Consider the following 24334-nt stretch of genomic DNA (forward strand, 5'->3'; position numbering starts at 1 on the left):
CCGCTCGGCTCAGCGACGTTGCCTCCCCGCCGCCACCGGATCATCATCACGGGATGAGCGGCCCGCCGAAGTCCGTGCTCGCCCGCGGCCTGACGTTGCTGGACGCGTTCGCCTCGGCCGACACGACGCTCTCCCTCGCCGAACTGACGGCACGCACGGGCCTGCCGAAACCGACGGTGCACCGGCTGGCCGCCGAGCTCGTCGGCTGGGGCGGGCTGGAGCGCACCGACGGCCGGTACCGGCTCGGCATGAAGCTGTTCGAGCTCGGCCAGCGCGTGCCGCGGCGGCGTGACCTGCGGGAAGCCGCGCTGCCGTACCTGGAGGACCTGTACGAGGCGACGCACGAGAACATCCACCTCGCGGTCCAGGACGGGCCGCACACGCTGTTCCTGGAGAAGGTGAGCGGCCGCCGGTCGATGCCGATCGAGTCGGAGGTCGGCGGGAAGCTGCCGCTGTACTGCACCGCGACCGGGAAGCTCTTCCTCGCGCTCGGCTCCCCCGACTACTTCCGCCGGGTCGCCGTGGCCGGGCTGGCGCGCTGGACGCCCCGCACGATCGTCGCGCCCGGGCGGCTGCGGCAGGAGCTGGCGCGCGCGGCGGAGAGCGGGTACGGCGTCAACCACGAGGAGTACGAGGTCGGCGTGTCGGCGGTCGCCGCGCCGGTGTTCGACGCCCGGCGCCAGGTGCTCGCGGCCCTGTCGATCACGGGCAACGCGGCGAAGCTGGACCTCGACCGGCTGGCCCCGGCGGTGCGGACCGCGGCGCTCGCGCTGTCGCGGGAGCTGGCGCTCGCCCCGGTGCGAAATCCCCTGGATCGCGGGTGAGCGGCGCCGACAGAATGGGAAGATGACCTCCGCCGCCGCGCTCGCGGACGAACTGCTGGAAGTGCTGGCCACCCTGATGCCGCTCGAGGCGACCTTCGTGGGCATCACCGGTCACGACGCCGACCTGCCGGATCCCGGCGAAGCCGCCCAGCGGGAGATCCGCGACCGGGCCGCCGGCATCCTCGCGCGGGCCCGGGCGTCGGCGGACGCCGACCGGGTGACGCTCGGCGTCGTCGTGCAGCAGGCCGAGGCCGTCGTCACCCAGCTCGACGCCCGGACCGTCGAGTTCACCTTCGCCGACCCGATGTTCGCGACCGGGATCAGCCACCTCACCTTCCTGCCGCAGCTCACGCCGTCCGGCGAGCGGGCCGAGGAGGACTACCTGGCGCGGCTGGCCGCGCTCCCCGCGTTCTACGAGGCGTTGGCGCAACGCCAAGGAGACGGGCTTCGCGCGGGACGGACGCCGGTCGACCGCAACGTGGGCAACGCCATCGCGTTCCTGGACCGCTACCTCGCGCAGGAGGAGCTGTTCGCCCAGCCGCTGACCGGCGGCCGAGGCGAGCGGCGTGACCGGCTGGTGGCCGAGGTGGTCCGGCCGGCGTTGGCGCGCTACCGCGAGTTCGTCGCCACCGAGGTCGCCGGGAACGGCCGTCCCGGCGACCGGCCGGGACTGTGCTGGCTCGAAGACGGCGAAGCGCACTACGCGGCGTTGGCGCGCATGCACACCACCACCGACCACACGCCGGAAGAGCTGCACCGGCTGGGCCTCGAGGTGCTCGCCGGGCTCGAAGCCGAGTACGCCGAGCTGGGCGGCCGGGAGTTCGGGCTGACCGACCCGGCCGCCGTGCGCCGCCGGCTGCGGACCGACGAAAGCCTCCGCTGGCGTGACGCGGAGGAGATGCTGGAGACCGCGCGACCGCCGCGGCGCCGGACTGGTTCCACCGGATACCGCGCGCGGAGTGCGTGGTGCGAGCGGTCCCCGAGGCCGACGCGCCCGTCGCCGCTCCGGCGTACTACTTCCCGCCCGCCCTCGACGGCTCGCGCCCGGGCATCTACTTCACCAACACCCACGAGGTGCGCACGCGCGACCGGTTCATCGCCGAAACGGTGGCGTTCCACGAAAGCGTGCCCGGCCACCACTTCGAGACATCGCTGGCGCTGGAGCTGACCGACCTGCCCCAGCTGCGCCGGATCGCGCCGGTGACGGCGTACAGCGAGGGCTGGGGCCTCTACACCGAGCGGCTCGCGGACGAGATGGGCCTGTTCTCCAGCGACCTCATGCGGCTCGGCATGGTCGCGGAGGACTCGGTCCGCGCCGCACGGCTGGTGGTCGACACCGGCCTGCACGCTCTGGGCTGGACGCGCGAGCAGTGCGTCGAGTTCCTCCGCGCGCACACCGTGCTGAGCGAGGTCGAGGTCCAGACCGAAACGGACCGGTACATCGAGAGCCCCGGCCAGGCGCTGGCCTACATGACGGGGAGGCTGGAAATCCTGCGCCTGCGCCGGTACGCCGAGGAGAAGCTCGGGGAAGCGTTCGACATCAAGGACTTCCACGACGTGGTCCTGGGCGGCGGCCCGCTGCCGCTGAAGGTGCTGGGCGACGTGGTCCGCGCCTGGGCCGGGTAGCGCGGAGTCCGTGCCCCGCCGGCCGGTCGCCAGGCTGCCGAGATCAGTCGGCGAGGAAGGGTCTCAGGGTGAAGCTGCTGGTCACAGGTGGGGCGGGCTAACGTGCGCGGCTCCCTCGCGCTGCTGGAGGCCGCCCGCGCGGCGCGTGTCCGGCGCATGATCTTCTCGTCGACCGGTTCGATGAAGGCGACGCGGTGATCACCGTCGCGAGCGGCGAGAAAGCCCGGAAGGAGCTGGGGTGGCAGCCCGGCCGGCCCGACCTGCGCGACATCGTCGCCGACGCCTGGAGCTTCCACGCCCACCGCTAGTGCTGCATGCCGTAGGACTTCTGGCACGGGTAGCCGTCGCCGGTGGCCGACCAGCTCGCCGGGTAGCCGTTCTGCGCCCAGGCCGCGTACGCCTGCGCGTAGCTGTACCCGGTGGCGTGCAGCCACTGGCACGGCGTCTGGTTCGCGCCCGGGGTGATGGTGATCCAGGGCTGGGCGTAGATCCAGCTCGACTGGGCGTACCACTGGCCGCTCGCCGGCGCGTACACCTTTTGCGGCGCCACGGCGGTCACCGTCTGCGTCGGCGGGGGTGCCACGGTGACGGTCGGCGTACTCGGTGCGGTCGTGACCACGGTCTGGATCCCCGCGGGAACGGCGTTCCCGGCGACCGGCACCCCGCACGCGGCGAGGGCGAGCACGGCGGACAGGGCGGCGGTGGCGGCGGTGGCGCGGAAAAGGCGCATGGCTGGCTCATTTCGTGCGGGTCATGTGGCTGCCGGCGATGACGCCGCCGGAAACGGTGTAGGTGCCGGAAAAGGTCCGGGTGCTGCCATCGGTCTGGACGGCGGACAGCACGACCGACACCGTGCTCCCCCGGACGCCCGTGACGGTCACCGTGTCCCACGACGTCGTCGCGAAACCGTTGACGTACTTGGTGTACCCGCCGCCGCCGGCGATGCGGCTGCCGCCGAGCGACCACGCCGTGGCGAAGTCACGACGGTTGATCGCGTCGTAGTACGCGACGACCGTGCGCGCCTCCGCGGTGTCGGCCGGTGCGACGTACACCGGCGGTTGCTGGACGTACACCGTCCGCGGCGCCGCGGGTACGGCGACCACGGTCGTGCTGGTGGCCGGCGCCGGCGGCACGGCGACCGGCACCGGCACGCCGACGACCGGCGTTCCACAAGCGACAGCACAGACCGAGACCAGGGCGACGACGAGAATTCCGGCGGCTTTCATGGGAATCAACTTCTTCCGTCTCCGCCCCCTGAAATCGGCGGCGCGGACGATTCCGCAACAGATCCGCGAGAACGCGACGCAAGCGTTACCCCGTGGAATTCACCCGTTCTGGCGGACGATGTCGTAAGCCGTCATCGCGGCGGCCAGGTGGCGGGCGTCCGCGGGGCGTGTCGCGTCGTGGCCGGTGATCAGCTGGATGCGGCCCAGCCGGTAGGTCAGCGTGTTGCGGTGGATGTTCAACGCCGTCGCCGCCTCGCCGCGGTTGTAGTCCGATGTCACGAACGCGCGCAGGGCGTCGATCAGGTGCGGGTGGTCCTCGAGCGGGGCCAGCACCAGAGCGAGCGCTTCCCGCGCCGGGCCCGGCCGCGCGAGCTGGTACTCGATGGCCAGGTCGGCGAGCCGGTACAGCCGGGCCGGACGGCGCAGATTCTCCGCCAGGGCGAGGATTTCCACGGCTTCCGCGTGCGCGGCCGGGATGTCCACTCGCGACGGAGCGTGCGAAACGGCCGCCATGCACGGCCGTCCGCAGATCCGGTCGACGCGCGCCGCCAGAGCGTCGACGTCGGACTCCGGCGGCACGAGCAGCACACCTCCGTCACCCTTGAACGTCACCAGGGCTTGACTGTCCAAATCGGACCGGACCGCGCGGAAGAGGTCCGTCGCCGCCCGGGAGCCGGCGTCTGCGGGCAGCGTCGGCAGGTGGAACACGACGACGTGGTAGCTCTCGGCGAGACTGCGGTCCCGCACCGGGCGGCCGGCGAGCAGGCTGGCCGCGAGGTTCTGGCGGTCCTCGCGCCGCTCCCAGTCGAGGTCGTCGCGCTCGCGCAGGTACGCCTCCGCGACGCGCGGCATCACCTCGCCGAGGAAGTCGAGCATCCGGGCGCCCAGCGTCCGGCGGTCGCCGTCCGCCAGCTCCCACGCGACGCTCGCGGCCAGCGGGTACACCTTCAGCACGGCCTCGAGCGGCAGGCCGTCGCGCGCCCGCTCCGCGCCCCACGCGATCGGCAGGGCGAGCTCCTCGGGGGTCGGGCGGCGGTTCTCGGCGACCGTCGTCAGGAACAGCTCGAACACCGCCCGCGCGTTGGCGACCAGGTCGCCCTCCAGGACCGTGGCCGGCAGCAGCCGGTACGCCGGGATCTCGGCCGCGCAGCGGGCCATCATCGCGGCCGCGATCTCACCCGATCGAGGGAACAGCTCGGCCACCGGATCCATGCCACATTGTCACCATGCACAAACGGCCGCGGCAAGTTTCTGCGCGTTCTGCCAGCAGACAGCGTTGATCAGCCGGCGCATGCTGTGCATACCAACCAGACGAAGGGACTCGGCAATGGCGCGGGGAACGAAACGATGGCTGGCCGGGCTCGGCATCGCGAGCCTGCTCGCCCTGGGCGCGGCGGCGCCGGCCCAGGCGGCCGGCGGCGGCAACAACGACTTCGGCTGCCGCCCGGGCGCGGCCCACCCGAACCCGGTCGTGCTGCTCCACGGCACCTTCGCCACCTACTACGAGGACCTCAACTTCCTCCAGGCCGACCTGGCCGCCCGCGGCTACTGCACGTTCTCCCTGACCTACGGCGCCTACCCGCAGTTCCCCTTCGTCGGCGGGCTGAAGCCGGTCGCGGAGTCGTCGCTGGAGATCAAGAACTTCGTCGAAAAGGTCCGCGCGGCCACCGGCGCGGCCAAGGTCGACGTCGTCGGCCACTCCGAAGGCGGCCTCCAGTCGATCTACCTGGCCAAGATGCAGGGCATCCAGAGCGAGATCGGCAAGGTCGTCGCGATCGCCCCGCCGACGCACGGCGCCAACGCCTCCGGCCTCCTGACGCTGGCCTACACCGTGCTCGGCAAGTCCACCTGGGACACCATCGTCAAGACGATCGGCCTGCCGATCTTCGCCGACGAGCTGGACGGCGGCGCCGCGATCGTCGCCCTCAACACCGGCCCGGTCGCCCAGCCCGGCATCGACTACACGATCATCACCTCGCGCTACGACGAGCTGGTGACCCCGACCGAGACGTCGTTCATCCGCGAGCCCGGCGTGCACAACCGCTACGTCCAGGACTCGTGCCCGTTCGACCCGGTCGGCCACATCGGCGAGGCCTACGACCTCAACGTGTGGCACCTCGTCCGCAACGCCCTCGACCCGGCGAACGCCACCCCGATCAGGATCTGCGCGGTGGGTTCGCCGGGCTGAGGGGTCAGGCAAGACCGATCGCGAACACGTGCAGGTCCGCGTCGGACGGCAGGGTCACCGAGGCGATCTGCTTCCCGGCCGGGGCGTCGAACGGCGTCGTCGCGTAGACCGACGCCCCGCCGCCCTGGCCGCCCGGCTGGTTGCGGTGGTCCGTGCGGGCCACCAGCGTGTTGCCGAACACCGGATCGGTGCCGCCGCCCGGGAAGACCCAGTCGCCGAACGACAGGTCCGCCGGGGCGGTGGTGCCGTCGGTGAAGGTGACCGTCGCGGTGCCGCGGTGGTCCCCGTTGGACGCGGTGCCGACGAACGACAGGCGGGTCCCGCTCACCTGGATCGTCTGCCCGGCCGCGACGACGTTGTCCGGCCGCCCGGCCGGCGCGGCGGGCCAGGTGAACGTCGTCCCCACCGCCTGCGACGCCTTCCCGCCGACCAGGCCCGCCGTGGCCAGGGCCTGCCGCGAGAGGCTGTTCCCGGCGCCGTCGATGTCGGCCGAACCGGTGTCGCCGTCGTCGGAGATGCCGACGTTCGCGTACGCCGCCGCCAGCCCGCCGGGCGGCGCGACCAGCACGATCACCGACCCGGGCACCGACGTCGAGCCGCCGCGGACGGTCACCGGCACCTGGTAGTAGCCCTCGGGCGTCCCGGCCGCCACCGACACGCTCAGCTTCGCGGTGCCGCTCCCGGTCCGGTCGTCGAGCCGGAGCTGCCGGGGGCCGGTGACCGTGATCCCCGCCGGCGCCTGCGTGGACACGTCCAGCACCCGGTCGTGTCCGCCGAGCCGCTGCCCGCTCACGGCGGCCACGCCGCTGGTCCCGGGTGCGACGACGACCTGGTTGGTCGCCGACGTCAGGAACGGCTTCTCGTTGTCCTGATAGGACGGTGGGACGGACCCGGCCGCCCACCGCTTGTCCGGAGTGGACACCAGCGAGAAGTCCAGCCGCCCGCCGTCGCGCGCGGTGTTCGCGGGCAGGTACGTGCGGTCCCAGCCACGGCCGTTCAGCGACAGGTCGTGCACGTACGTCGCCGGCGCCTTCGGCGCGTGGATGTCGATCGTCCGTCCATTCGGGAGGGACAGCACCGCCCGCTCGAACAGCGGGCTGGCCACGACCAGGTCCGGCGTGCCCGGGGTCGCCGGGTAGATGCCGAGCGCGGCCCAGACGTACCACGACGACTGCGCGCCGAGGTCGTCGTTGCCCGGCTCGCCGTCCGGGGTCGCGCTGAACAGCGTCGTGGCGATCTCGCGGACCACCTGCTGCGTCTTCCACGGCTGCCCGACGTGGTTGTAAAGGAACGGGACGCCGAAGTCGGGCTCGTTGCCGGCCCACATGTTCGGCTCGTTCGGGCCGACGTTCAGCTTCTGGAAGAAGGTGTCCAAACGGGACGCGACCGCCGAAGGACCACCCATCGCCGTGACGAGACCGGCCGGGTCCTGCGGCACCAGCCAGGTGTACTGCGCGGCGTTGCCCTCGTCGAAGCCGTCCTGGCCGAACTTGCCGGGCGGCGGCGGCACGTACGCCGGGCCGTCCGGGAAGCGCCCGTCCTGCGCGCGCGGCTGGAGGTAGCCGGTCGCCGGGTTGAAGATGTTCTGCCAGTTCTGGCCGCGCTTGGTGAACTCGCGCGCGACGTCACGGTCGCCGATGCCCTGCGCGAACTGCGCGATGGCGAAGTCGTCGATCGCCCATTCCAGGGTGATCGACGCGCCGACGCGGGCGTGGTCACCACGCGAAGCGTCGTTGTTCGGCATGTACCCGCGGGCGACGTAGTCCGCGATGCCCCAGCGTTCCTGGTACGCGCCTGGAGTGTTGTCCACCGAAGTCGCACCCTTGACCAGGTACTTCAACGCCGTTTTGACGTCGAAGTCGCGGGCGCCGAACGCGTACAGGTTGGAGATCAGCGCGACCGAGCTGTCGCCGGTCATCTGGCCGGTGTAGGCGTTCGCCATCGGCCAGCGCGGCCACCAGCCGCCCTGCACGGCGTCGTTGGTCAGCGACTGCGCCATGTCGCTGGCTTCCTTCGGGAACAGCATGGCGTGCAGCGGCGCGAGCGAGCGGTAGGTGTCCCAGTCGGAGAAGTTCGCGTACTGGTGCCGGCCCTTCGGCAACGTCCGGATCTGGTTGTCGAAGCCGATGTACCGCCCGTCCACGTCGTCGAACGTGTTGGGGTGCATCAGCGAGTGGTACAGCGCGGTGTAGAACGTCTTGAGCTGCGCGGTGTCGCGACCCACGACCCGGATCTTGCCGAGCGCCTGCGTCCACTTGTCGCGAGTGGACTTCCGGACCGACGCGAAGTCGAAGCCCGGGACTTCCGCGGCCGCGTTGGCCTTCGCACCGTCGACGCCCACATAGGACATCGACACCTTCGCGTGCACCACGGCCGCCGAACCGAAGGTCAGGTAGGCGCCCGCACGAGGCGAGTCGACGCTGTCGGTGTCCGGCTTCACCGAAGAGCCGTCCCAGGTCCCGTGCGCGGTGAACGGCTGGTCGAAGGTGACGTCGTAGTAGACGGTGTACTTGTTCCCCTTGCCGCAGAAGTTGCCGGTGGTCGCCGACCCGCTGACCTCGCGGTCGCCGGTGATCTTCAGCGTGGCGGCGGAGTTCCCGGCGAGGCTCGCCCCGCCCTTGACCAGCACCTGCGGCGTCGAGCCGGCCGGGTAGGTGAACGTCGCCAGCCCGGTGCGGGTCGTCGCGGTGAGCTCGGCCCGGACCTTCGAGTCGGCGAGCGTCACGGCGTAGTAGCCGGGCTCGGCCTGCTCGTCGTCGTGGGTGAAGTGCTCGGTGCGGTCCCAGGGCGCGCTGCCGACGTCGCCGGTGATCGGCAGGATCGGCACGTCGCCGAACGCGTTGCAGCCGACCGAGGCGTGATCGAGGCTGAAACCTCGGATCTGATCGGAGTGGTACTGGTAGCCGGCGTAGGCGCCCTGCGTGTCCGGCGAGAACTGCATCATCCCGAACGGGGCCGCCGGGCCGGGGAAGTTGTTGATTTCGCCGACCGAACTGCCGCCGCGGCCCGTGCCGATCAGCGGGTCGACGTAGGCCGAAGGGTCGCCGACCAGCGGTGACATCGTTGTCGGCGCCGCTGAAGCGACGCCGGGTACCCCGATCACCGCCGTCGCGACGATCGCCGCCATGAACCTGTACCGCACCCGGTGCCTCCCAGAGCTGACAGACCTGTCATCCGACCTTTGCCTGTGCCCGGGGCCGGGGTCAACACTTTGACAAAGACCTGGCTCGTGCCCTCAACGTATGAAGATCCGGTCAGGATCGGGTGGCGACGGTGTCAGGGCGCCTAACCTCGACGCGGTGTGCGCACGTGTACTGGTCGCCGAGGACGACGAGAAGCAGGCCGAGGTGCTCCGGCTCTACCTCGAAAGCGAGGGCCACACCGTCGTGCTGGCCCCGGACGGCCGGGCGGCGCTGGACGAAGCCCGCCGCGACCGTCCCGACCTGCTGGTCCTCGACGTGATGATGCCCAAGGTCGACGGCCTCGACGTCTGCCGCATCCTGCGCGGCGAGTCCGACGTCGCGGTGCTGATGCTCACCGCCCGCGCGACCGAGGACGACCTGCTGCTCGGCCTCGACCTCGGCGCCGACGACTACCTGACCAAGCCCTACAGCCCGCGCGAGCTGATGGCCCGCGTCCGGACGCTGCTGCGGCGCACGGCCGTGCGCGACGAACCCCCCGACACGGCGTTGCGCGCCGGCGCGCTGCGGCTCGACCCGGTGCGACATGAGGTGTCGATCGACGGCCGCCCGGTCGAGACGACGCCGGGTGAGTTCCAGCTGCTCGAGACGCTGATCCGGCAGCCGGGCCGGGTGTTCACCCGCCGGCAGCTGCTGGAGCTCACCCGCGGCGACGACCGGTTCGTCAGCACCCGGATCATCGACGTCCACGTGCTCAACCTGCGCAAGAAGCTCGAGCCCGACCCGCAGAACCCCGTCTACCTGCGGACCGTGTTCGGCGTCGGGTACAAGCTGACGGCGGACGATGACGCCTAGTTTTCCGCTGCGACGCAGTCTCGTCGTCCGGCTGACGGCGGTCTCCCTGCTGATCGCGCTGGGCTCGATCGCCGCGACCGCGTGGCTCGCCGTGCAGACGACCACCCGCGCGATCCAGCAGGAACAGGGCCAGGCGCTCTCCGGCGACGCGACCATCTACACCGAGGTGCTCGGCTTCGCGGCGGCCAACCACACCTGGGACCAGGTCGGGCCGAAGCTGAAGACGCTGTCCGAGCAGACCGGCCGGCGGATCGTGCTGACCACCCTCGACCGGCACGTCCTCGGCGACTCCGGCGGCGCGCCGGTCACCCTGCCGGTGAAGGCGACGGCGTCGGTCGACCCGCTGCACGTCGACCCGGTCCTGCTGCCCCAGGCCGGCACCAGCGGCATCGACCCGCGCGCGGTGGGCCCGTTCCGGCTGCCGCCGAAGGAACGCGACGACCTCGACGGGCTGGCCAGGAAGGCCGTCGCCTGCCTCGACTCGCTGGGCATCACCGGCCAGGTGCGGGAGTCCGCGAGCGGGCGCGCGCAGCTCACCGGGGCGGACCCGCTCAGCGTCCGCTACTTCGCGGCCAAGTGCGGGGTCTACGAGCTGGCCACGCCGACCCCGACCGAGGACGCCGCGCTCGGCAGCCTCAACGACGCCGTGAACCGCTGCCTGCGGAACCAGGGCGCGGATCCGGTGAAACTGGACCTCGACCTCGAGATCCTCGCGACTTCCGACCCGGGACCGAGCCAGGGCTGCCTCGACTCCGCCCGCCGCGAGCAGCTCACGCCGTTCGTCGCGCCGCCCGCGCTGCTGTTCACCCTCGGGCCGAGCGGGTCGCCGCTGCCGACGTTCACGCTGTCGCAGGAGAACCTGACGCGGATCCTCGCGGTGACGGGCGGCGTGCTGCTGCTGGCGGCCGCGATCACCGTGCTGGTCGCGCGGCGGCTGGCCCGGCCGCTGCGCGCGTTGACGGAGGCGGCGCAGCAGGACCGGCCGGCACCGGTGAAGTCCCGCGACGAGGTCGGTTACCTCGCCACCGCGTTCAACGACCTCACCGCCCGGCGCGAACGCATCGAGGAGCAGCGCAAGGCGATGGTCAGCGACATCGCCCACGAGCTGCGCAACCCGCTCAACGTCATCCGCGGCCGGCTGGAGGCCGCCGAGGACGGGCACCTGCCGTTCGACCACGCGCTGAGCGCGTCGCTGCTCGAGGAGACCGTGCTCCTGCAGCACATCGTCGAGGACCTGCAGGACCTCGCCGCGGCCGACGCCGGCCGGCTGCGGGTGCACCCGGAGCTGCTCGACGCGGCCGAGCTGGCCGGCCACGTCGCCGCCGCGCACGCCGACCGGGCCGCCGCGGCCGGCGTCACGCTCACCGTCTCGCCCCGCGGCGAGACCGGGCTGGCGGCCGACCCGGTGCGCCTGCGCCAGATCGTCTCCAACCTGGTGACCAACGCGGTCCGGCACACGCCGCCCGGTGGCCGCGTGACGATCCACGTCTCGTCCACTGTGGACGAGGTGGTGATCGCCGTCGCGGACACCGGCGCGGGCATCGCCGCCGCCGACCTGCCGCACGTGTTCGACCGGTTCTGGCGGGCCGAGAAGTCCCGCAGCCGCCAGACCGGCGGCAGCGGGCTCGGCCTCGCCATCGTGCGGCACCTCGTGGAGGCGCACGGCGGAACGGTGACCGTCGAGTCCGAAGTGGACGACGGATCGACGTTCACCGTCCGGCTACCGAAGCCGGATCTCCGTGGTGAGGGTGCCGGGGTGCGGGACGCGCAGGACGTGCAGCCGCCGGGCGCCGTCCCGGAGGAAGGTGACGGCGGTGGCGGTGACGGTCGCGGCGAGGGCGGTGCCCCAGCCGATCGTGATCGTCGTGCGGCCGCGGCGGATCGTCAGGCCTGACGCCGTCGCGCTCGCGTTGACGCCGTGGGCGACCGGTGTGCCGTCGGAGAAACGCACGTCGTCGCCCGGGCGCAGGACCAGCGGGACCTGCTCGGTGAGCGGCGTCGTGCCCCGCACCGCGCGGGTGACGGTGTCGCGCGTGATCGTCAGGTCCGTGCGGATCCGGGTGTCCAGGCCGTACCGGACGACGACCGGCGCGGCGCCGGGCACCTTCCGGCTGCCGTCCCACACGCGGTCGCCGATGGCGTAGGTCGCGTCCAGCAGGCCGCGGGCGTCCGGGCTGCCGTTGGGCAGGAGACTCGCCCAGCACTGCGTGTCGTCCTGTTGCGAGTGGACGACCATGCCGGCCGACGGGTGCCACAGCATGCCCTGCGCGCCCCGGACGTAGGTCGACGGCCGCGTGCCCCAGAACCCGGCCAGGTACAGCTGTGGCCGCCGCACGTAGACGTAGGTCTGGTTCAGCTCGACGTCCCGGCGCTGCACGGCGAAGTCGTTCGAGCGCAGGTACGGGAGCTGCCGGATCGACGCCTGCTTCTCGCCGTGCGACGGGAAGGCCTCGCCGTACGACACGTGCGCGAGGATGCGCGGCGAGGTGTCCTGTTTGGCCGGTCCGACCGCCGGGCCGGGCACCTTCGCCCACTGCCTGCGCGTCTCGGCGCGGTCCTCGCGCGTGGTGAAGAACGCGGCCAGGTCCGGGACCTCCGGCACGAACAGCGAGGCGAGGTTGGTCCGGTCGGGATCCGGGATGACGTCGTCGTAGTAGGAGACGTGGGTGCGGCTCGACGTCGCGACGTAGGTCAGCGAGCCCGAGCCGTCCGGTTCGCGGACGACGTTGTAGCCGAACCAGTCCGCGAACTTCCGGGCCATCCCCACGACCGTGCGGTTGCGGGTGAGCGCGTAGATCTCGGCCAGCTCCGGCAGCATCACCTCGAAGTTGTAGTTGACGTCCATCCCGGTCGGCTCGTAGAAGAAGCCGGCCGGGCTCTGGCCGTTCACCGCCAGGAACTCGATCCGGTCGTGCAGCTGTTTCGAGAGCACGGCGTCCGGGTTCAGCTTCAGCGCCAGCTGCGACGACGACAGCCCGGACGTGTTCTGGTTGGCGAACTCGATCGGGTGGGCCCAGATCGGGTTGGCCGGGTTCAGGAACCACGTCATGCCCAGGTGCAGCGAGGCTTCGAGGTCGGCCCGGCGAGCGGGCAGCGCGTTGACCTGACGCAGGTTGGCCAGCGTCTTCGCGAGGTAGCCGAGGCCGAACCCGGTGGCGGCCTTGGACTTCTCGGTGATCGAGTACTCCGGGAACGAACCGTCGGCGTGCTGCAGGTTCAGGTAGTGCGCGATCGCCGCGTCGAGCCGGTTCCGCAGCGCCGGGTCCAGGTGGTACGGGTTCCACGGCCGCCGGTTCGCGTAGAACCAGCTCAGCGTGTAGACGTGCTCCTGGACGCGGGCGTTGTACGGCTCGCTCGGCGTCCGCCACCAGCCGCCGCCGAAGAACCCCAGGGTGGCGGGATCGGTGCTGACATCGTTGACAATGCCCGGCAAAATGGCGAGGTAGGGCGCGAAGCGCTGCTCCGCGGGCGTGAAGAGCCGCCGCACCGGGGCGCCGGGCGGCAGCGGGGCGAGCGGCGGGTACGGGCCCACCGGCGGGGGCACCGCGGCGGACGCGGTCCCGGCACCGACGATGCCGAGCGCCGCGGCGGCGGTGGCCCCGCCGAGGAAGGTTCTGCGATCGATCACAACTGCCTCCTAGCCTTTGAGGCCGCTCTGGGCGAGCCCTTCGACGAACTGGCGCTGCGCGATGATGAACACGACCAGGACCGGCACGACCGTGGTGGTCGCGGCGGCGAGCTGGACGTTCCAGAGGTGACCGCCGTAGACGTCGACGTACTGCGTCAGCGCCACCGGCAGCGTGAACATGTCCTTGTCGGTCAGGTAGACCAGCGGTTCCAGGAAGAAGTTCCACGTGTTGAGGAACGTGAAGATGGCGACCGCGGCCAACGCGGGTTTCGCGATCGGCATAGCGACGCGGCGGTAGAGCCCGAACCGGGACAGACCGTCGAGCCGGCCCGCTTCTTCGAGCTCGCCCGGGATCGTGATGAAGAACTGCCGCATCACGAACGTCGCGAGCACGCTCGGCGCGCCGAAGATCGGGACGACGATCAGCGGCCAGTGCGTGTTGGTCAGCCCGAGGTCGTCGACCAGCCGGAACAGCGGAATGATCGTGACCTCGCTCGGCACCATCAGCCCGATGAGGATCAGCCCGAACAGCTTCTCGCCGCGGAACCGGATGCGCGCGAACGCGTACCCGGCGAGCGAGGAGAAGAACATCGTGCCGAGCGTGACGAGTACGGCGATGTAGAGACTGTTGAAGTACTGCTGCGCCAAAGGAAAGTCGGTGAACGCGGCCTTGTAGTTCTCCCAATGCGGCTGGTTCGGGAACAGCTTCGGCGGGTACGCGAGCACCTCGTTGGCCGGCAGCAGCGACGCCGTGATCATCCACCAGGTGGGGAACACGAACGGCACGGCCAGCACGACCATCACGACGTAGCTCGCGATCTTGGCCCTACGACTCATGGAACACCCACCGCTTCCGCATCCGCCACTGCAGCAGCGTGAGCACGAGGATGACGAGGAACAGCACGACGGCCAGCGCGGAGCCGTAGCCGAGGTCGTGGTTGGCGAAAGCCTGCTGGTAGAAGTAGAACACCAGCACGTTGGTGCTGTCGGCCGGCCCGCCGAGGGTCAGCACCTGGATCTGCGCGAACACCTGCAACGCGCCGGCGACGGTGATGATCGCCGTCAGCAGCGTCGTCGGGCTGATCATCGGCAGGATCACCGACCGGAACCGCCGCCACGGCCCGGCACCGTCCAACTGCGACGCCTCCATGATGGACGTCGGAATGCCTTGCAGGGCAGCGAGGAACAGCACCATGTTCAGCCCGACGTTCTTCAGCACCTGCACCACGATCACCGAAAGCATCGCGGTGCCGTTGCCGCGCAGCCAGTTCGGCCCGTCGATGCCGACGGTCTGCAGCAGCGCGTTGATCCCGCCGTTGTCCTGCAGGAGGAAGTTCCAGACGATCGTCCACGCGACGAGCGTGACGACCACCGGCGAGAAGAAGACCGTCCGGAACACCGTGGTGCCGCGCAGCTTCAGGTTGAGCAGCAACGCCAGCGACAGCGCGAGCGACAGGTTGAGCACGACCAGGCCGACGCAGAAGATCGCCGTGGCGCGGGCGACCTTCGGCGCGGTCGGGTCGTCGAAGAGCTTGGCGTAGTTGTCCGCGCCGGCGAACGCCGATGTCCCGGCCAGCAGGTTGACGTCCTGGAAGCTGTACCAGACGACCGCGGCGAGCGGCGCCACGACGAAGGCGAGGAAGCCCAGCGCCTGCGGGGCGATGAAGATCCACCCCGCCAGCGCGTCGCGCTTCTTCGACGTCAACGTCATTGGCTCAGCGCCGGGTCGATCGCCTGGCAGACACCGGCCAGCGCGGCGGGCACGTTCGCGTCCGGCTTCCACATCGGGTCCAAAGCGGACTGGACGAGCGACGCGATCCGCGCGCTCCCGGTGTGCGACGGGAGCACCGCGCCGGTCTTGATCCCGTTGACCACGACGTTCTGCAGCTGTTCCTGGCTGAACAGCGGGTTCGCCTTGGCGAGGGTGGCCGCGTTGAGCAGGCTGTCACGGGCGGGCGGGAAGTACTGGCCGAGCTTCGCCGAGTTGGCCGGGTTGGTGAAGAACGCGAGGAAGTCCGCCGCCGCCTTGGCGTGCTTGCCCTTTACCGGGACACCGATCCCGGCCTGGCCGATGACCTGCGCAGCCGCCTTCGGCCCGGCGGGCAGCGGGACGATGCCCCACTCGAACGGCTTGGCCTTGAGCAGCCCGGCCCGGCTGATCTGCGCGATGGTCAGGCCGCTTTCGCCGGCGAAGAAGTCCGCCGTCGTACCCGGGCCCGGCAGCGCCTTGTCGGTGAAGATCGCCTGGTGCAGGAACGTCATCGCGGACGTCATCTCGGGGCTCGCGAACCCGCAGGTCTTGCCGTCCGGGCCCCACGCGTCGGCACCGAAGCCGCGCCACACCGAGGCCAGCAGCACCCACTGCTTGTATTCGAACTCGCGGATCACCAGGCCGGCCTTGCCGGTGTCCTTCGCGGCGACCTGGGTGGCGATCTGCTTGGCGGCGTCCCACGTCCACCGTCCACTCGCGAGCAGCTGGTCGGGCGTCTCGGTGATCCCCGCCTGGGTGAGCAGGTTCTTGTTGTAGAACATGCCGAACGGCGAGGTCGAGAACGGGTAGGCGTAGAGGCCGCTGTCCTTGGTCCACAGCTTCGTGGCCGACGGGACCAGCTCGCCGGCGTTGTACCCGGCGGCCGCGTCCAAAGTGGGCTTCAGGTTCGTGAGCGCGCCGGACTGGACGAAGTCAGGCGCGTCGCGTTCGAGGATCCACGCCAGGTCCGGCGGGTTGCCGCCGGAGAGCTGGGTGGTGAGCGCGGCCGAGTAGGCGCTGGTGTCCCCCGGGACGACGTCGAACTTGACCGACGCGATCTCCGGGTGGGCCTTGCGGTACTCGGTGGCGATGGAGTCGAAGAGGGCGAGCTGGTTCTTGTCGGTAGTCCAGACCGTCATGCGCAGCGCGATGTTCGTGTCGTCGCCGGCGCCGCCGGAGCAGGCGGTCGAAGCCAGTGCGACGGCGGACAGGGCCGCGGCGGCGAGCAGCCGGGTTCTACGGTAGGCCACGATGCCTCCTGGTTATTCGAATTAGCAGGGACGGTAAGCGTCGCCCCGTGCACTGTCAACAGGCCGTTCGGCCTCAGCGGGAGTCTGGTGTGGAGGGTCCCGTCGCGGTGGCGCCCTCGTGGATCTTGCACGGCAGGAGCAGCTGGCGCGACCGGGGGTTCTTCAACAGCTCGACGAGCACGCGCACGGCGTGCACGCCCATTTCGTGGCGCGGGATGCGGAACATCGACCAGTCGGTGGCGGTGCTCGGCACGGCGTGCGCGTGCGGCTGCTGCGACGGGTCGGCGTCGCCCAGCACCACGATCGAGAGGTCCGCGGGCACGTCCAGGCCGAGGTCGTGCGCGCACGCGAGGATGGCGTCGGCCATCGCCGAGCTCTCGACGAGCAACGCCGTGACGCCGGTGTCGAGCACCTGCCGCAGCGCGATCGCCGGGTCCTCTTCGAGGAACACCAGCGGCGGACGGCGTCGCTTGCGCGCCGCCGCTTCGTACCCGCTGCGGCGATCGAGCGTCGGCTCGTTCTCCTCGGTCACGCTGAGCAGGCCGATCCGCCGGTGCCCGAGGGCCCACAGCCGGTCGTGGACCTCACGGGTCGCCGAGACGTAGTCCGCTCCGACGTAGCTGATCGGCCCGGTCGGCGACTCGCGGCGCCCGACGAAGACGAACGGGAACTGCTCCTCGACGAGCTGCGCGAGCTCCTGCGGGTCGTTGTGCCGGCCCAGCAGGATCGAGCCGTCGGCGATGCGCAGCCGGTTCGTGCCCGCCTCGTAGATGCGGCGGCGCCCGTCGCGGCGGCCACCGCTGGTGAACAGGAGCAGGTCGAAGCCCTGTTTCTCGGCCTCTTCCTCGATGCCGAGCAGGAACGGCCGGTAGAAGTCGGCCACCCCGGACGGGAACACCGACTCGTAGGTGAAGACGCCGAGGATCTGGTTGGTCCCGCCGCGCAGCCGGCGGCCCATGATGTCCACGGTGTACCCGGTCTCGCGGAGCACCTGCTGCACGCGGTCGCGGGTCTCCGTGGTGATGCGCAGGCTGTCGGAGCCGTTGAGAACCATGGACACGACGGCCTGCGAGACGCCGGCCAGGCGCGCCACCTGGGCCTGCGTGACCCGGCCCGAACCCGCCGTCATCCGTGACTCCCTCCGGCTCGTCTCCGCCAGACCTTACCGGCGGCCGCATCAGTAGCCCCGCACTTCCGGCCAGCGGCGTTCCACCCCGGCGTGGTCGAGCATCCGGGCGAAGTCCTCGAAGTGCCGCGGGTCTTCCCGCACGGCCCGCGGTTCGACGTCCTCGCCTATGGCGAACGCGGCGAGCAGCCCGGCGACCTCGCCGATGTTCCACTCCACCGGGTGCAGCCGGAAGCAGCCGTTGGTGATGTGCGTGGTGCCGATGTTCTTGCCGGCCGGCAGCAGGTTCCTGGTGCGGACCGGCAGCAGCGCGCCCAGCGGGATCTCGTACGGGACGCTCGCGACGTCGATGTAGTTGTCCCCGCCGGTCGAGGGGTGCAGGTCGATCCGGTAGCTCCCGACCCCGACGGCGTCCTCCCGGCGCACGCGGCCGTCGACGCCGAGGATCTCGGCCGAGACGTCGTGCTCGGTGACGGTCGTGACGGCCTTGATGCGCCGCGCTTCGCGGACGTACGCGGACTTCGCGAGTCCGTCCTTCGTGTCGGTGACGTCGGGGCGGAGCTTGAGCCCGGGGAAGCCGGCGCCGCCGTCCGCGCGGGGCGCTTCGGTCTGCAGCCAGTACAGGACGGACAGGCTCAGCTGCTTGGCTTCGTAGTGCGCGGTCGCCACGTCGTCCTCGGTCGTGTGGCCGGGGATCGTGAGCGCGGGCTTGAGCCAGTAGTCGTTGAGGGGCCAGTTGACGAGCGTGATGTCGGAGTCGAACGCGCCGTCGGTGTGGAGGTTGCGGGCGAGGATGCGGCGGAAGGCCCACAGCTCCTTGTCCCCGGCGTCGGCGCTCTGGTCGGCACTGACGGCCAGCGGGTCGCCGGGCGGGTTGGGGACGAAGGTGCGTTTCCCCGGTTCGAGCGTCCGGGGGTCGGGCGCGACGAAGCCGAGCAGCGGGCCGGGCCAGAAGTCCGGCTGGTAGTCGCGCCAGAAGCCGTACATCGCGGGCTTGTCGATGACGTGGTTCTCCCCCTCGTGGTGGGAAACCGCGAAGCAGTAGGTGATGCCCTGGAGGTTGGCCGGGGCGGCTTCTTCCGGCGCGTGCGGTTCGCCGTGCTCACTGCGGGCTTCGGCGCCGGTGACGTGCTCGGTGCCGGTGAGCGGCAGGAGGTCGCCGTTCTCGGTGGCGTCGAGGACGTACTGGGCCTTGACGGTGACTTTGTCCTGGCCGCTTTCGAGCACCACGGCGTCGACGCGGTCGTGCGTCGTGTGCGCCTCGACCGGCCGGTGGTTACGCAGGACGTGGATCCGCCCGGCGCTGACGTGCGGCGCGAGCATGGCTTCGATGACGGCCAGCGCGACGCGGGGTTCGCCGCAGAGCTTGCTGACCCGTCCCGCGCCCGGGTTGAGCTCCGGCCGCTTCGCAGCCTCGGCGCGCAGCGGGTAGTGCCGGCGGTAGTGGTCGCGGATGCCCTCACGCAGGTCACGGTAGGTGCGGGTGGAGCCGAACCGCTCGATCCAGGGGTTCTCGTCCGGCGGCACGGCCTGGGCGGTGAGCTGGCCGCCGAGCCAGTCGGTCTCCTCGGTGAGCACGACCCGCCGGCCGTGACTCGCCGCGGCCAGCGCGGCGGCGACCCCGCCGAGTCCCCCGCCGACCACCAGAATCTCCGTGTCCAGTTCCCTCATGAAGCCTTCCCCGGCGCTGATAATTCGAATTACTACGCGGGTATGGTGCGCTGGGACCAGGCCGGACGTCAAGAGCCAGATTGTGCGCGAAGAGGCATCACGCGTGATTGAGCAGGCATCACGCGTGATCAGACGGGCATCAGCGCGATGCCCCTCCAGACACGAGTGATGCCTCGCTGATCACGCGTGATGCCCCTTCCGTCACGGGTTACAGGGGGATGCCGGAGTAGTTGTCGGCCAGTTCGGTCGCCGCGGACACCGAACTCACCGTGCGACGGAGCTGGGCGAGCTGGAGCTGGGCGTCGAAGTCGTCGCCGTGGCGGTGCAGCATCGACGTCATCCACCACGAGAAGTGCGTGCAGCGCCAGACCCGCCGCAACGCCGTCTCCGAGTACGCGTCGGCCAGCGTGTCATCGCCGCGGAAGGACGCCGTCAGCGCACGGGACAGCAGAGCGACGTCCGCCACCGCCAGGTTCAGTCCCTTCGCGCCCGTCGGCGGCACGATGTGCGCCGCATCCCCGGCCAGGTAGAGGTTTCCGTGCCGCATCGGCGTCGACACGAAGCTCCGCATCGGCAGCACGCTCTTCTCGGTGATCGTGCCGGTCCCGAGCGTCCAGCCGGAAAAGGCGAGCCGCGTCGACAAGGCCGTCCAGATCCGGTCGTCGCTCCACTCGGCGATGTCCTCGTCCGGCGCCACCTGCAGGTAGAACCGGCTCACCCGCGGCGAGCGCATGCTGTGCATCGCGAAGCCGTCCGGGTGCCAGGCGTAGATCAGCTCGTCCGCCGACGGCGCGACGTCGGCCAGCACGCCCAGCCACGCGAACGGGTACGCCCGCTCCGAGACCTGAGCGTCCGGAATGGACAGCCGGCTCGGCCCGTGGAACCCGTCGCAGCCGACGACCACGTCCGCGTCGACCCGCCGCGCCGCACCGTCGGCGTCCACGAAGGTCACGGACGGCGAGCCCGTCACGTCGTGCAGCTCGACGTCCGACGCCGAGTAGTACACCGGACGGCCCGCCTTTTCCCGCGCCGCCATCAGGTCCTTGGTGATCTCGGTCTGCCCGTAGATCGTCACCGGCCGGCCGACGAGGTCGACGAAGTCCAGGTGGTGCCGCTCGCCGGGCCACTGCAGGTGGATGCCGCGGTGCTCCATGCCCTCGACGTCGAGCCGCGCGCCGAGCCCCACCGAGCGCAGCAGCTCGACCGTGCCGGCCTCGAGCATCCCCGCGCGGATCCGCGCCTGGACGTGCTCGGCCGTCTGCCGCTCGACGAGCACCGAGTCGATGCCTTCGAGGCCGAGCAGGTGGGACAGCAGCAGCCCGGCCGGGCCGGCGCCGACGATGACGACCTGGGTGCGCACGGCAACGTCCTTTCACGCGAGGAGAGCCCGAGCATCTCCCCGCCGGCCCGCGCACTCCAGGCCATTCTCATTCAGTGAGAGAGTGTCCGCGAGATTCCGCGCGCCGCGGCGCGCAACGCCGGGATCTGCATCCGCGCCGAGTCGTCGTTGGGCACGATCACCGACAGCGCCGCGACGACGTCGCCGCCCGGCCCCCGCAGCGGCACGGCGATCCCCGTTGTCTCTTCGTCGATGAAGCCCGCGCAGTACGCGTAGCCGTCTCGCCGGACGTCGGCGAGGAAGCGCCGCAGCCGCGCCGGGTCGGTCAACGTCGTGCGCCGGAAAGCCTCCAGCGGGCCGGCCAGCACCTGTTCCTGCAGGTCAGCGGGCGCATGGGCGAGCAGCACGAGCCCGGACGACGACGCGTGCAGCGGCAGCCGCCCGGCCACGCGCGTCACGTTCACGATCGCGCCGGGCGCCGAAAGCCGCTCGACGAACAGCACCTCGCGGTCCTCAAGCACGGCGAGCTGGGTGTGGTGCCCGACGACGGCGTGCAGGTCCTCCATGAACGGCATCGCCGCTTCGCGCAGCCCCAGCGTCGGCGACGCGCGCGACGCGAGCTCCCACAACCGGACGCCCACGCGGATCCTCCGATCGGGGTCGCGCCGGAGCCAGCCGTGCCCGACCAGCTCCTCGATCAGCCGCGACGCCGTCGCGACGTGCAACCCGGCCCGCCGCGCGATGTCGGTGACGCGCAACGCGGGCGCGTCCGGCTCGAACGTCTCGAAGATCCGGACGACGCGCGTCAGCACGGAGTCGCGTTTCACCACGTCAGGCAGTGTGCCCCACCGCGGGAGCGGGGCACACCGCGACGCGTCACGGCAGCGAGTTCAGGAACGGCTCGTGGCTGTTCTGGAACTCCCAGTTGTAGTACTTGTCCCAGTTGATCGACCACGTCATCAGCCCGCGCAGCGCCGGCGACGTCCCGCCGCGCAGCGTGTACGAGCCACAGCCACTGCCCTTGACCAGGCAGTTGACCGCCGTCTGGACGTCCGCGGGCGAGGTGTAGCCGTTGCCCGCGCTGACCGCCGCCGGCAGCCCGACCGCGATCTGGTCCGGCCGCAGCCCGGGGAAGAACTGCCCGGTGTTCGCGACGGTGAAGCCGGCCTTGAGCATGTCGGTCATCGCGATGTGGAACTCGGCGCCGCCCATGTTGTGGTACTGGTTGTCGAGCCCCATGACCGGGCCGGAGTTGTAGTCCTGGACGTGCAGCACGGTCAGCGAGTCCCGCAGCGCGTGGATCACCGGCAGGTAGGCGCCGGTCCGCGCGTCACCGGCGCTCGTGCCGCCGTAGAACTGGTAGCCGACCTGCACGAAGAACGTCTCCGGCGCCATGGTGAGCACGAAGCCCGAGCCGTACTTGGCCTTGAGCGACTTCAGCGCGGAGATCAGGTTGACGATCACCGGCGTGGTCGGGTTGCGGAAGTCGGTGTCGCCGGCGTTGAGCGAGAGCGAGTGGCCCTCGAAGTCGACGTCGAGGCCGTTGAGGCCCCACTTGTCGATGATCGCCGAGACGGAGCTGACGAACTTGTCGCGCGCGGCGGTCGTCGTCAGCTGGACCTGGCCGTTCTGACCGCCGATGGAGATCAGGACCTTCTTGCCCTGCGCCTGCTTGGCCTTGATGGCGGCGGTGAAGTCGGCGTCGCTCTCGACGTTCGGGCATTCGGTGGCCGGGCACCGGTTGAAGCGGATGTCCCCGGAGGTGACGGACGTCGGTTCGCCGAACGCGAGGTCGATGATGTCCCAGGCGGCGGGGACGTCGGCCATCCGGACGTAGCCGGAGCCGTTCGCGAAGCTGGAGTGCAGGTAGCCGATGAGCGAGTGCTTCGGCAGCCCGGTGTCGACGCAGCCGCTGGTGGTGGCGCTGGTGGTCGCACTCTTCGGCGACTCACCGGCGGAGTTGTACGCGGCGACGGCGTAGCTGTGGGTTGTGCAGGCGGTCAGGCCCGAGATGGTGGCACTGGTGCCGGTCGTCGTCGCGACGACGGTGCCGCCTTCGTAGACGCGGTACCCGGTGACGGTCCCGGCGGCGGCACCCCAGCTCAGGGCGATGGAGGTGTTGGTGATGCCGCCGGTGGCGGGGGTCCCGGGCGCACCGGGCGTACCGGGGGTGCTGCCACCGGGGCCGTCGAGGACGACGTCGTCGGCGTAGTAGGTGCCGGCGCCGTACCAGCCGTGGAGGTAGAGCTGGGCGGAGGTCTGGTTGCCGGTGGTGAAGGTGAGCTGCAGCTGGTTGTAGGCGCCGGAGTTGCCGGACCAGGTGGAGGCACCGCCGGTGATCCCGAGGTAGACGGGGTTCCCGCGCACCCATGCCGAGACGGTGTAGGTGGTGTTCGCCTGAACGGACACGGTTTGCGCGCACTGGGCGTAGTCGGCGCCGACGGGGGTGCCGGCGAGCGCGTAGCCACCACCGTGCACGGGTGAGCTGACGGTGGTGGCGTTGGCACAGGTCCAGCCGGAGAGCGAGCCGGCTTCGAAACCGGGGTTGGTGAGGAGGTTGGCGGCCTCGGCATTCCCGGTCATCAGACCGGAGAGCGCGAGCACGAAGGCGGCGAGGGTTGCGGACAGTCTGGAACGCCTCATCGGGTCCTCCAGTCGGGGAGTTACCGATATTGTCTAGACCAATATGTAAAATGTCCAGACCAGCCGAGGGTGATGGGCGGCTTCGGGGGCTATCGCGAGTGGCCTCCCCGGGTTTCCCGGGCTCCCCCGCCGCTCTGCCCGGCTCGCCTGGCCTCCCGCGCCTGCCCGGCTTGGGCATCTGGCTGACCGCCCGGGCACGCAAGCCGACCATCCGGCACGCGAGGCACGCGAACCGGCCATCGCGGCACGCGTGCGGCCAGGCAACGTCCCTCAGCGCCTTCGCCTTCGCCTCCACCAAGCCCGGAAGCCACACCCCTCGGCACCTCGGCAACACCCGCGCCGGCACCCCGCCCCTCGACCACCCGCCAGCACCGCCTCCGGAGGCCACGCCCCTCAGCGCCTCGGCAACACCCGCGACCCGCGCCGGCACCCACCCCTCAGCAGCCCACCAGCAACTTCGCCACCACCCGCGTCCGCCCGGCCCTCGCCCGGTCGATCACCTGGACGCTGCTCCACCCCACCGGCACCCGCGACGCCAGCAACGCCTCCCGCCACCGCCCGGCCCGCCGCACATGCCGGGCGAACGACCGCGGCCGCACCACGCGGCCGCGGCTTCGCTGACCGGCCAGCGCCTCCGCTGCCGTCACGTCCAAGAACAACAGCCGCACCGGCCGGCCGCTCACCGCTCCCACCAGCGCCAGCAACGCCCGGGTCGAAGCACGCGTCGACGGCTCGTGGACCACGAGCGGCCCCGGCGCGCATGCCCGGCGGACCACCCGGGCGCGGTGCCACGCGTGGACCACCGGCCGGTAGCAGCGGTACGGCACCGACGGCACCGCCGCCGCCAGGCGGGCGCGGACCTGGTCGGAATCCAGCACCACCAGGCCGGGCGCGGCGTGGTTGAGCATCGTCGTCTTGCCCGCGCCCGGCAGGCCCGCCACCACGAGCAGGTCGCGGGGCCCGAGCTCGATCACCGTGGTCTCGCTCATGCCCCGACAACGCCCGGGAAAAGGTAATGGTTCCTTTACCTAAAGCTCACGGAGTGTGACCAAACCAAACGCGGACTCG

The 24334-nt window shown here is 71.1% G+C and carries 18 protein-coding genes and 1 pseudogene; 6 read left to right on the forward strand and 13 right to left on the reverse strand.

Annotated elements, in window-relative coordinates; translation table 11 throughout:
- Positions 1-53 precede the first annotated feature (53 nt).
- The 3 genes and pseudogenes from ACZ7PG_RS23745 (at position 54) to ACZ7PG_RS23755 (ending at position 2648) form a co-directional block, all read left to right on the forward strand.
- The gene (locus tag ACZ7PG_RS23745; RefSeq protein ID WP_470241278.1) at positions 54-824 is read left to right on the forward strand and encodes an IclR family transcriptional regulator; all 771 of its coding nucleotides are present in this window, start codon (positions 54-56) and stop codon (positions 822-824) included.
- A 76-nt stretch (positions 825-900) separates the two neighbouring features.
- A pseudogene (locus ACZ7PG_RS23750) lies at positions 901-2450 on the forward strand (DUF885 domain-containing protein).
- 102 nt (positions 2451-2552) lie between these two features.
- Positions 2553-2648: a hypothetical protein gene (locus tag ACZ7PG_RS23755; RefSeq protein ID WP_470241279.1), complete on the forward strand. Its 96-nt coding sequence runs from the start codon at positions 2553-2555 to the stop codon at positions 2646-2648.
- A gap of 106 nt (positions 2649-2754) precedes the next feature.
- Here the strand turns inward: ACZ7PG_RS23755 and ACZ7PG_RS23760 are convergent, their stop codons facing one another.
- From ACZ7PG_RS23760 to ACZ7PG_RS23770, 3 genes are all read right to left on the reverse strand, one after another.
- Positions 2755-3180 carry a hypothetical protein gene (locus ACZ7PG_RS23760; RefSeq protein WP_470241280.1) on the reverse strand — a complete coding sequence of 142 codons (426 nt, stop codon included), beginning with the start codon at positions 3178-3180 and terminating at the stop codon, positions 2755-2757.
- 7 nt (positions 3181-3187) lie between these two features.
- Entirely contained in the window at positions 3188-3676 is a 489-nt protein-coding gene (locus ACZ7PG_RS23765; RefSeq protein WP_470241281.1) for a hypothetical protein, read from the reverse strand.
- Between the two features lie 99 nt (positions 3677-3775).
- Positions 3776-4888 (reverse strand): PucR family transcriptional regulator, encoded by a 1113-nt coding sequence (locus tag ACZ7PG_RS23770; protein ID WP_470241282.1) that lies wholly within the window; start codon positions 4886-4888, stop codon positions 3776-3778.
- Positions 4889-5003: 115 nt separating this feature from the next.
- On the opposite strand from ACZ7PG_RS23770, the gene ACZ7PG_RS23775 reads away from it, so the two are divergent.
- Positions 5004-5864 carry an esterase/lipase family protein gene (locus ACZ7PG_RS23775; protein WP_470241283.1) on the forward strand — a complete coding sequence of 287 codons (861 nt, stop codon included), beginning with the start codon at positions 5004-5006 and terminating at the stop codon, positions 5862-5864.
- 4 nt (positions 5865-5868) lie between these two features.
- Here ACZ7PG_RS23775 and ACZ7PG_RS23780 read toward each other — a convergent pair whose 3' ends face one another.
- On the reverse strand, positions 5869-9006 hold the full coding sequence (locus ACZ7PG_RS23780; RefSeq protein WP_470241284.1) for a GH92 family glycosyl hydrolase: 3138 nt from the start codon (positions 9004-9006) through the stop codon (positions 5869-5871).
- A gap of 157 nt (positions 9007-9163) precedes the next feature.
- On the opposite strand from ACZ7PG_RS23780, the gene ACZ7PG_RS23785 reads away from it, so the two are divergent.
- Positions 9164-9859, forward strand: a complete 696-nt coding sequence (locus ACZ7PG_RS23785) for a response regulator transcription factor (RefSeq protein WP_470241285.1) — start codon at positions 9164-9166, stop codon at positions 9857-9859.
- Entirely contained in the window at positions 9849-11753 is a 1905-nt protein-coding gene (locus tag ACZ7PG_RS23790) for a sensor histidine kinase (RefSeq protein ID WP_470241286.1), read from the forward strand. Before ACZ7PG_RS23785 ends, ACZ7PG_RS23790 begins: the two co-directional genes overlap by 11 nt.
- 1743 nt (positions 11754-13496) lie before the next feature.
- Here ACZ7PG_RS23790 and ACZ7PG_RS23795 read toward each other — a convergent pair.
- The 9 genes from ACZ7PG_RS23795 to ACZ7PG_RS23835 all read right to left on the reverse strand — a co-directional run bounded on the left by ACZ7PG_RS23795 (position 13497) and on the right by ACZ7PG_RS23835 (position 24255).
- Positions 13497-14324, reverse strand: a complete 828-nt coding sequence (locus ACZ7PG_RS23795; RefSeq protein WP_470241287.1) for a carbohydrate ABC transporter permease — start codon at positions 14322-14324, stop codon at positions 13497-13499.
- Positions 14314-15198 carry a carbohydrate ABC transporter permease gene (locus ACZ7PG_RS23800; protein WP_470241288.1) on the reverse strand — a complete coding sequence of 295 codons (885 nt, stop codon included), beginning with the start codon at positions 15196-15198 and terminating at the stop codon, positions 14314-14316. The genes ACZ7PG_RS23795 and ACZ7PG_RS23800 overlap by 11 nt, the downstream gene beginning before the upstream one ends.
- Complete coding sequence (locus tag ACZ7PG_RS23805) at positions 15195-16487, reverse strand: ABC transporter substrate-binding protein (protein WP_470241289.1); 1293 nt, start codon at positions 16485-16487, stop codon at positions 15195-15197. Before ACZ7PG_RS23805 ends, ACZ7PG_RS23800 begins: the two co-directional genes overlap by 4 nt.
- Before the next feature lie 73 nt (positions 16488-16560).
- The gene (locus ACZ7PG_RS23810) at positions 16561-17616 is read right to left on the reverse strand and encodes a LacI family DNA-binding transcriptional regulator (protein WP_470241290.1); all 1056 of its coding nucleotides are present in this window, start codon (positions 17614-17616) and stop codon (positions 16561-16563) included.
- 48 nt (positions 17617-17664) lie between these two features.
- The gene (locus tag ACZ7PG_RS23815) at positions 17665-19284 is read right to left on the reverse strand and encodes an FAD-dependent oxidoreductase (RefSeq protein ID WP_470241291.1); all 1620 of its coding nucleotides are present in this window, start codon (positions 19282-19284) and stop codon (positions 17665-17667) included.
- A 208-nt stretch (positions 19285-19492) separates the two neighbouring features.
- Positions 19493-20644 (reverse strand): 4-hydroxybenzoate 3-monooxygenase, encoded by a 1152-nt coding sequence (locus tag ACZ7PG_RS23820; protein ID WP_470241292.1) that lies wholly within the window; start codon positions 20642-20644, stop codon positions 19493-19495.
- Positions 20645-20715: 71 nt separating this feature from the next.
- The gene (locus ACZ7PG_RS23825; protein WP_470241293.1) at positions 20716-21453 is read right to left on the reverse strand and encodes an IclR family transcriptional regulator; all 738 of its coding nucleotides are present in this window, start codon (positions 21451-21453) and stop codon (positions 20716-20718) included.
- Between the two features lie 46 nt (positions 21454-21499).
- Positions 21500-23266, reverse strand: a complete 1767-nt coding sequence (locus ACZ7PG_RS23830; protein WP_470241294.1) for a chitinase — start codon at positions 23264-23266, stop codon at positions 21500-21502.
- Positions 23267-23703: 437 nt separating this feature from the next.
- Positions 23704-24255: an AAA family ATPase gene (locus ACZ7PG_RS23835; protein ID WP_470241295.1), complete on the reverse strand. Its 552-nt coding sequence runs from the start codon at positions 24253-24255 to the stop codon at positions 23704-23706.
- Positions 24256-24334: the final 79 nt, after the last annotated feature.

Source organism: Amycolatopsis sp. NPDC114504, from assembly GCF_055633595.1.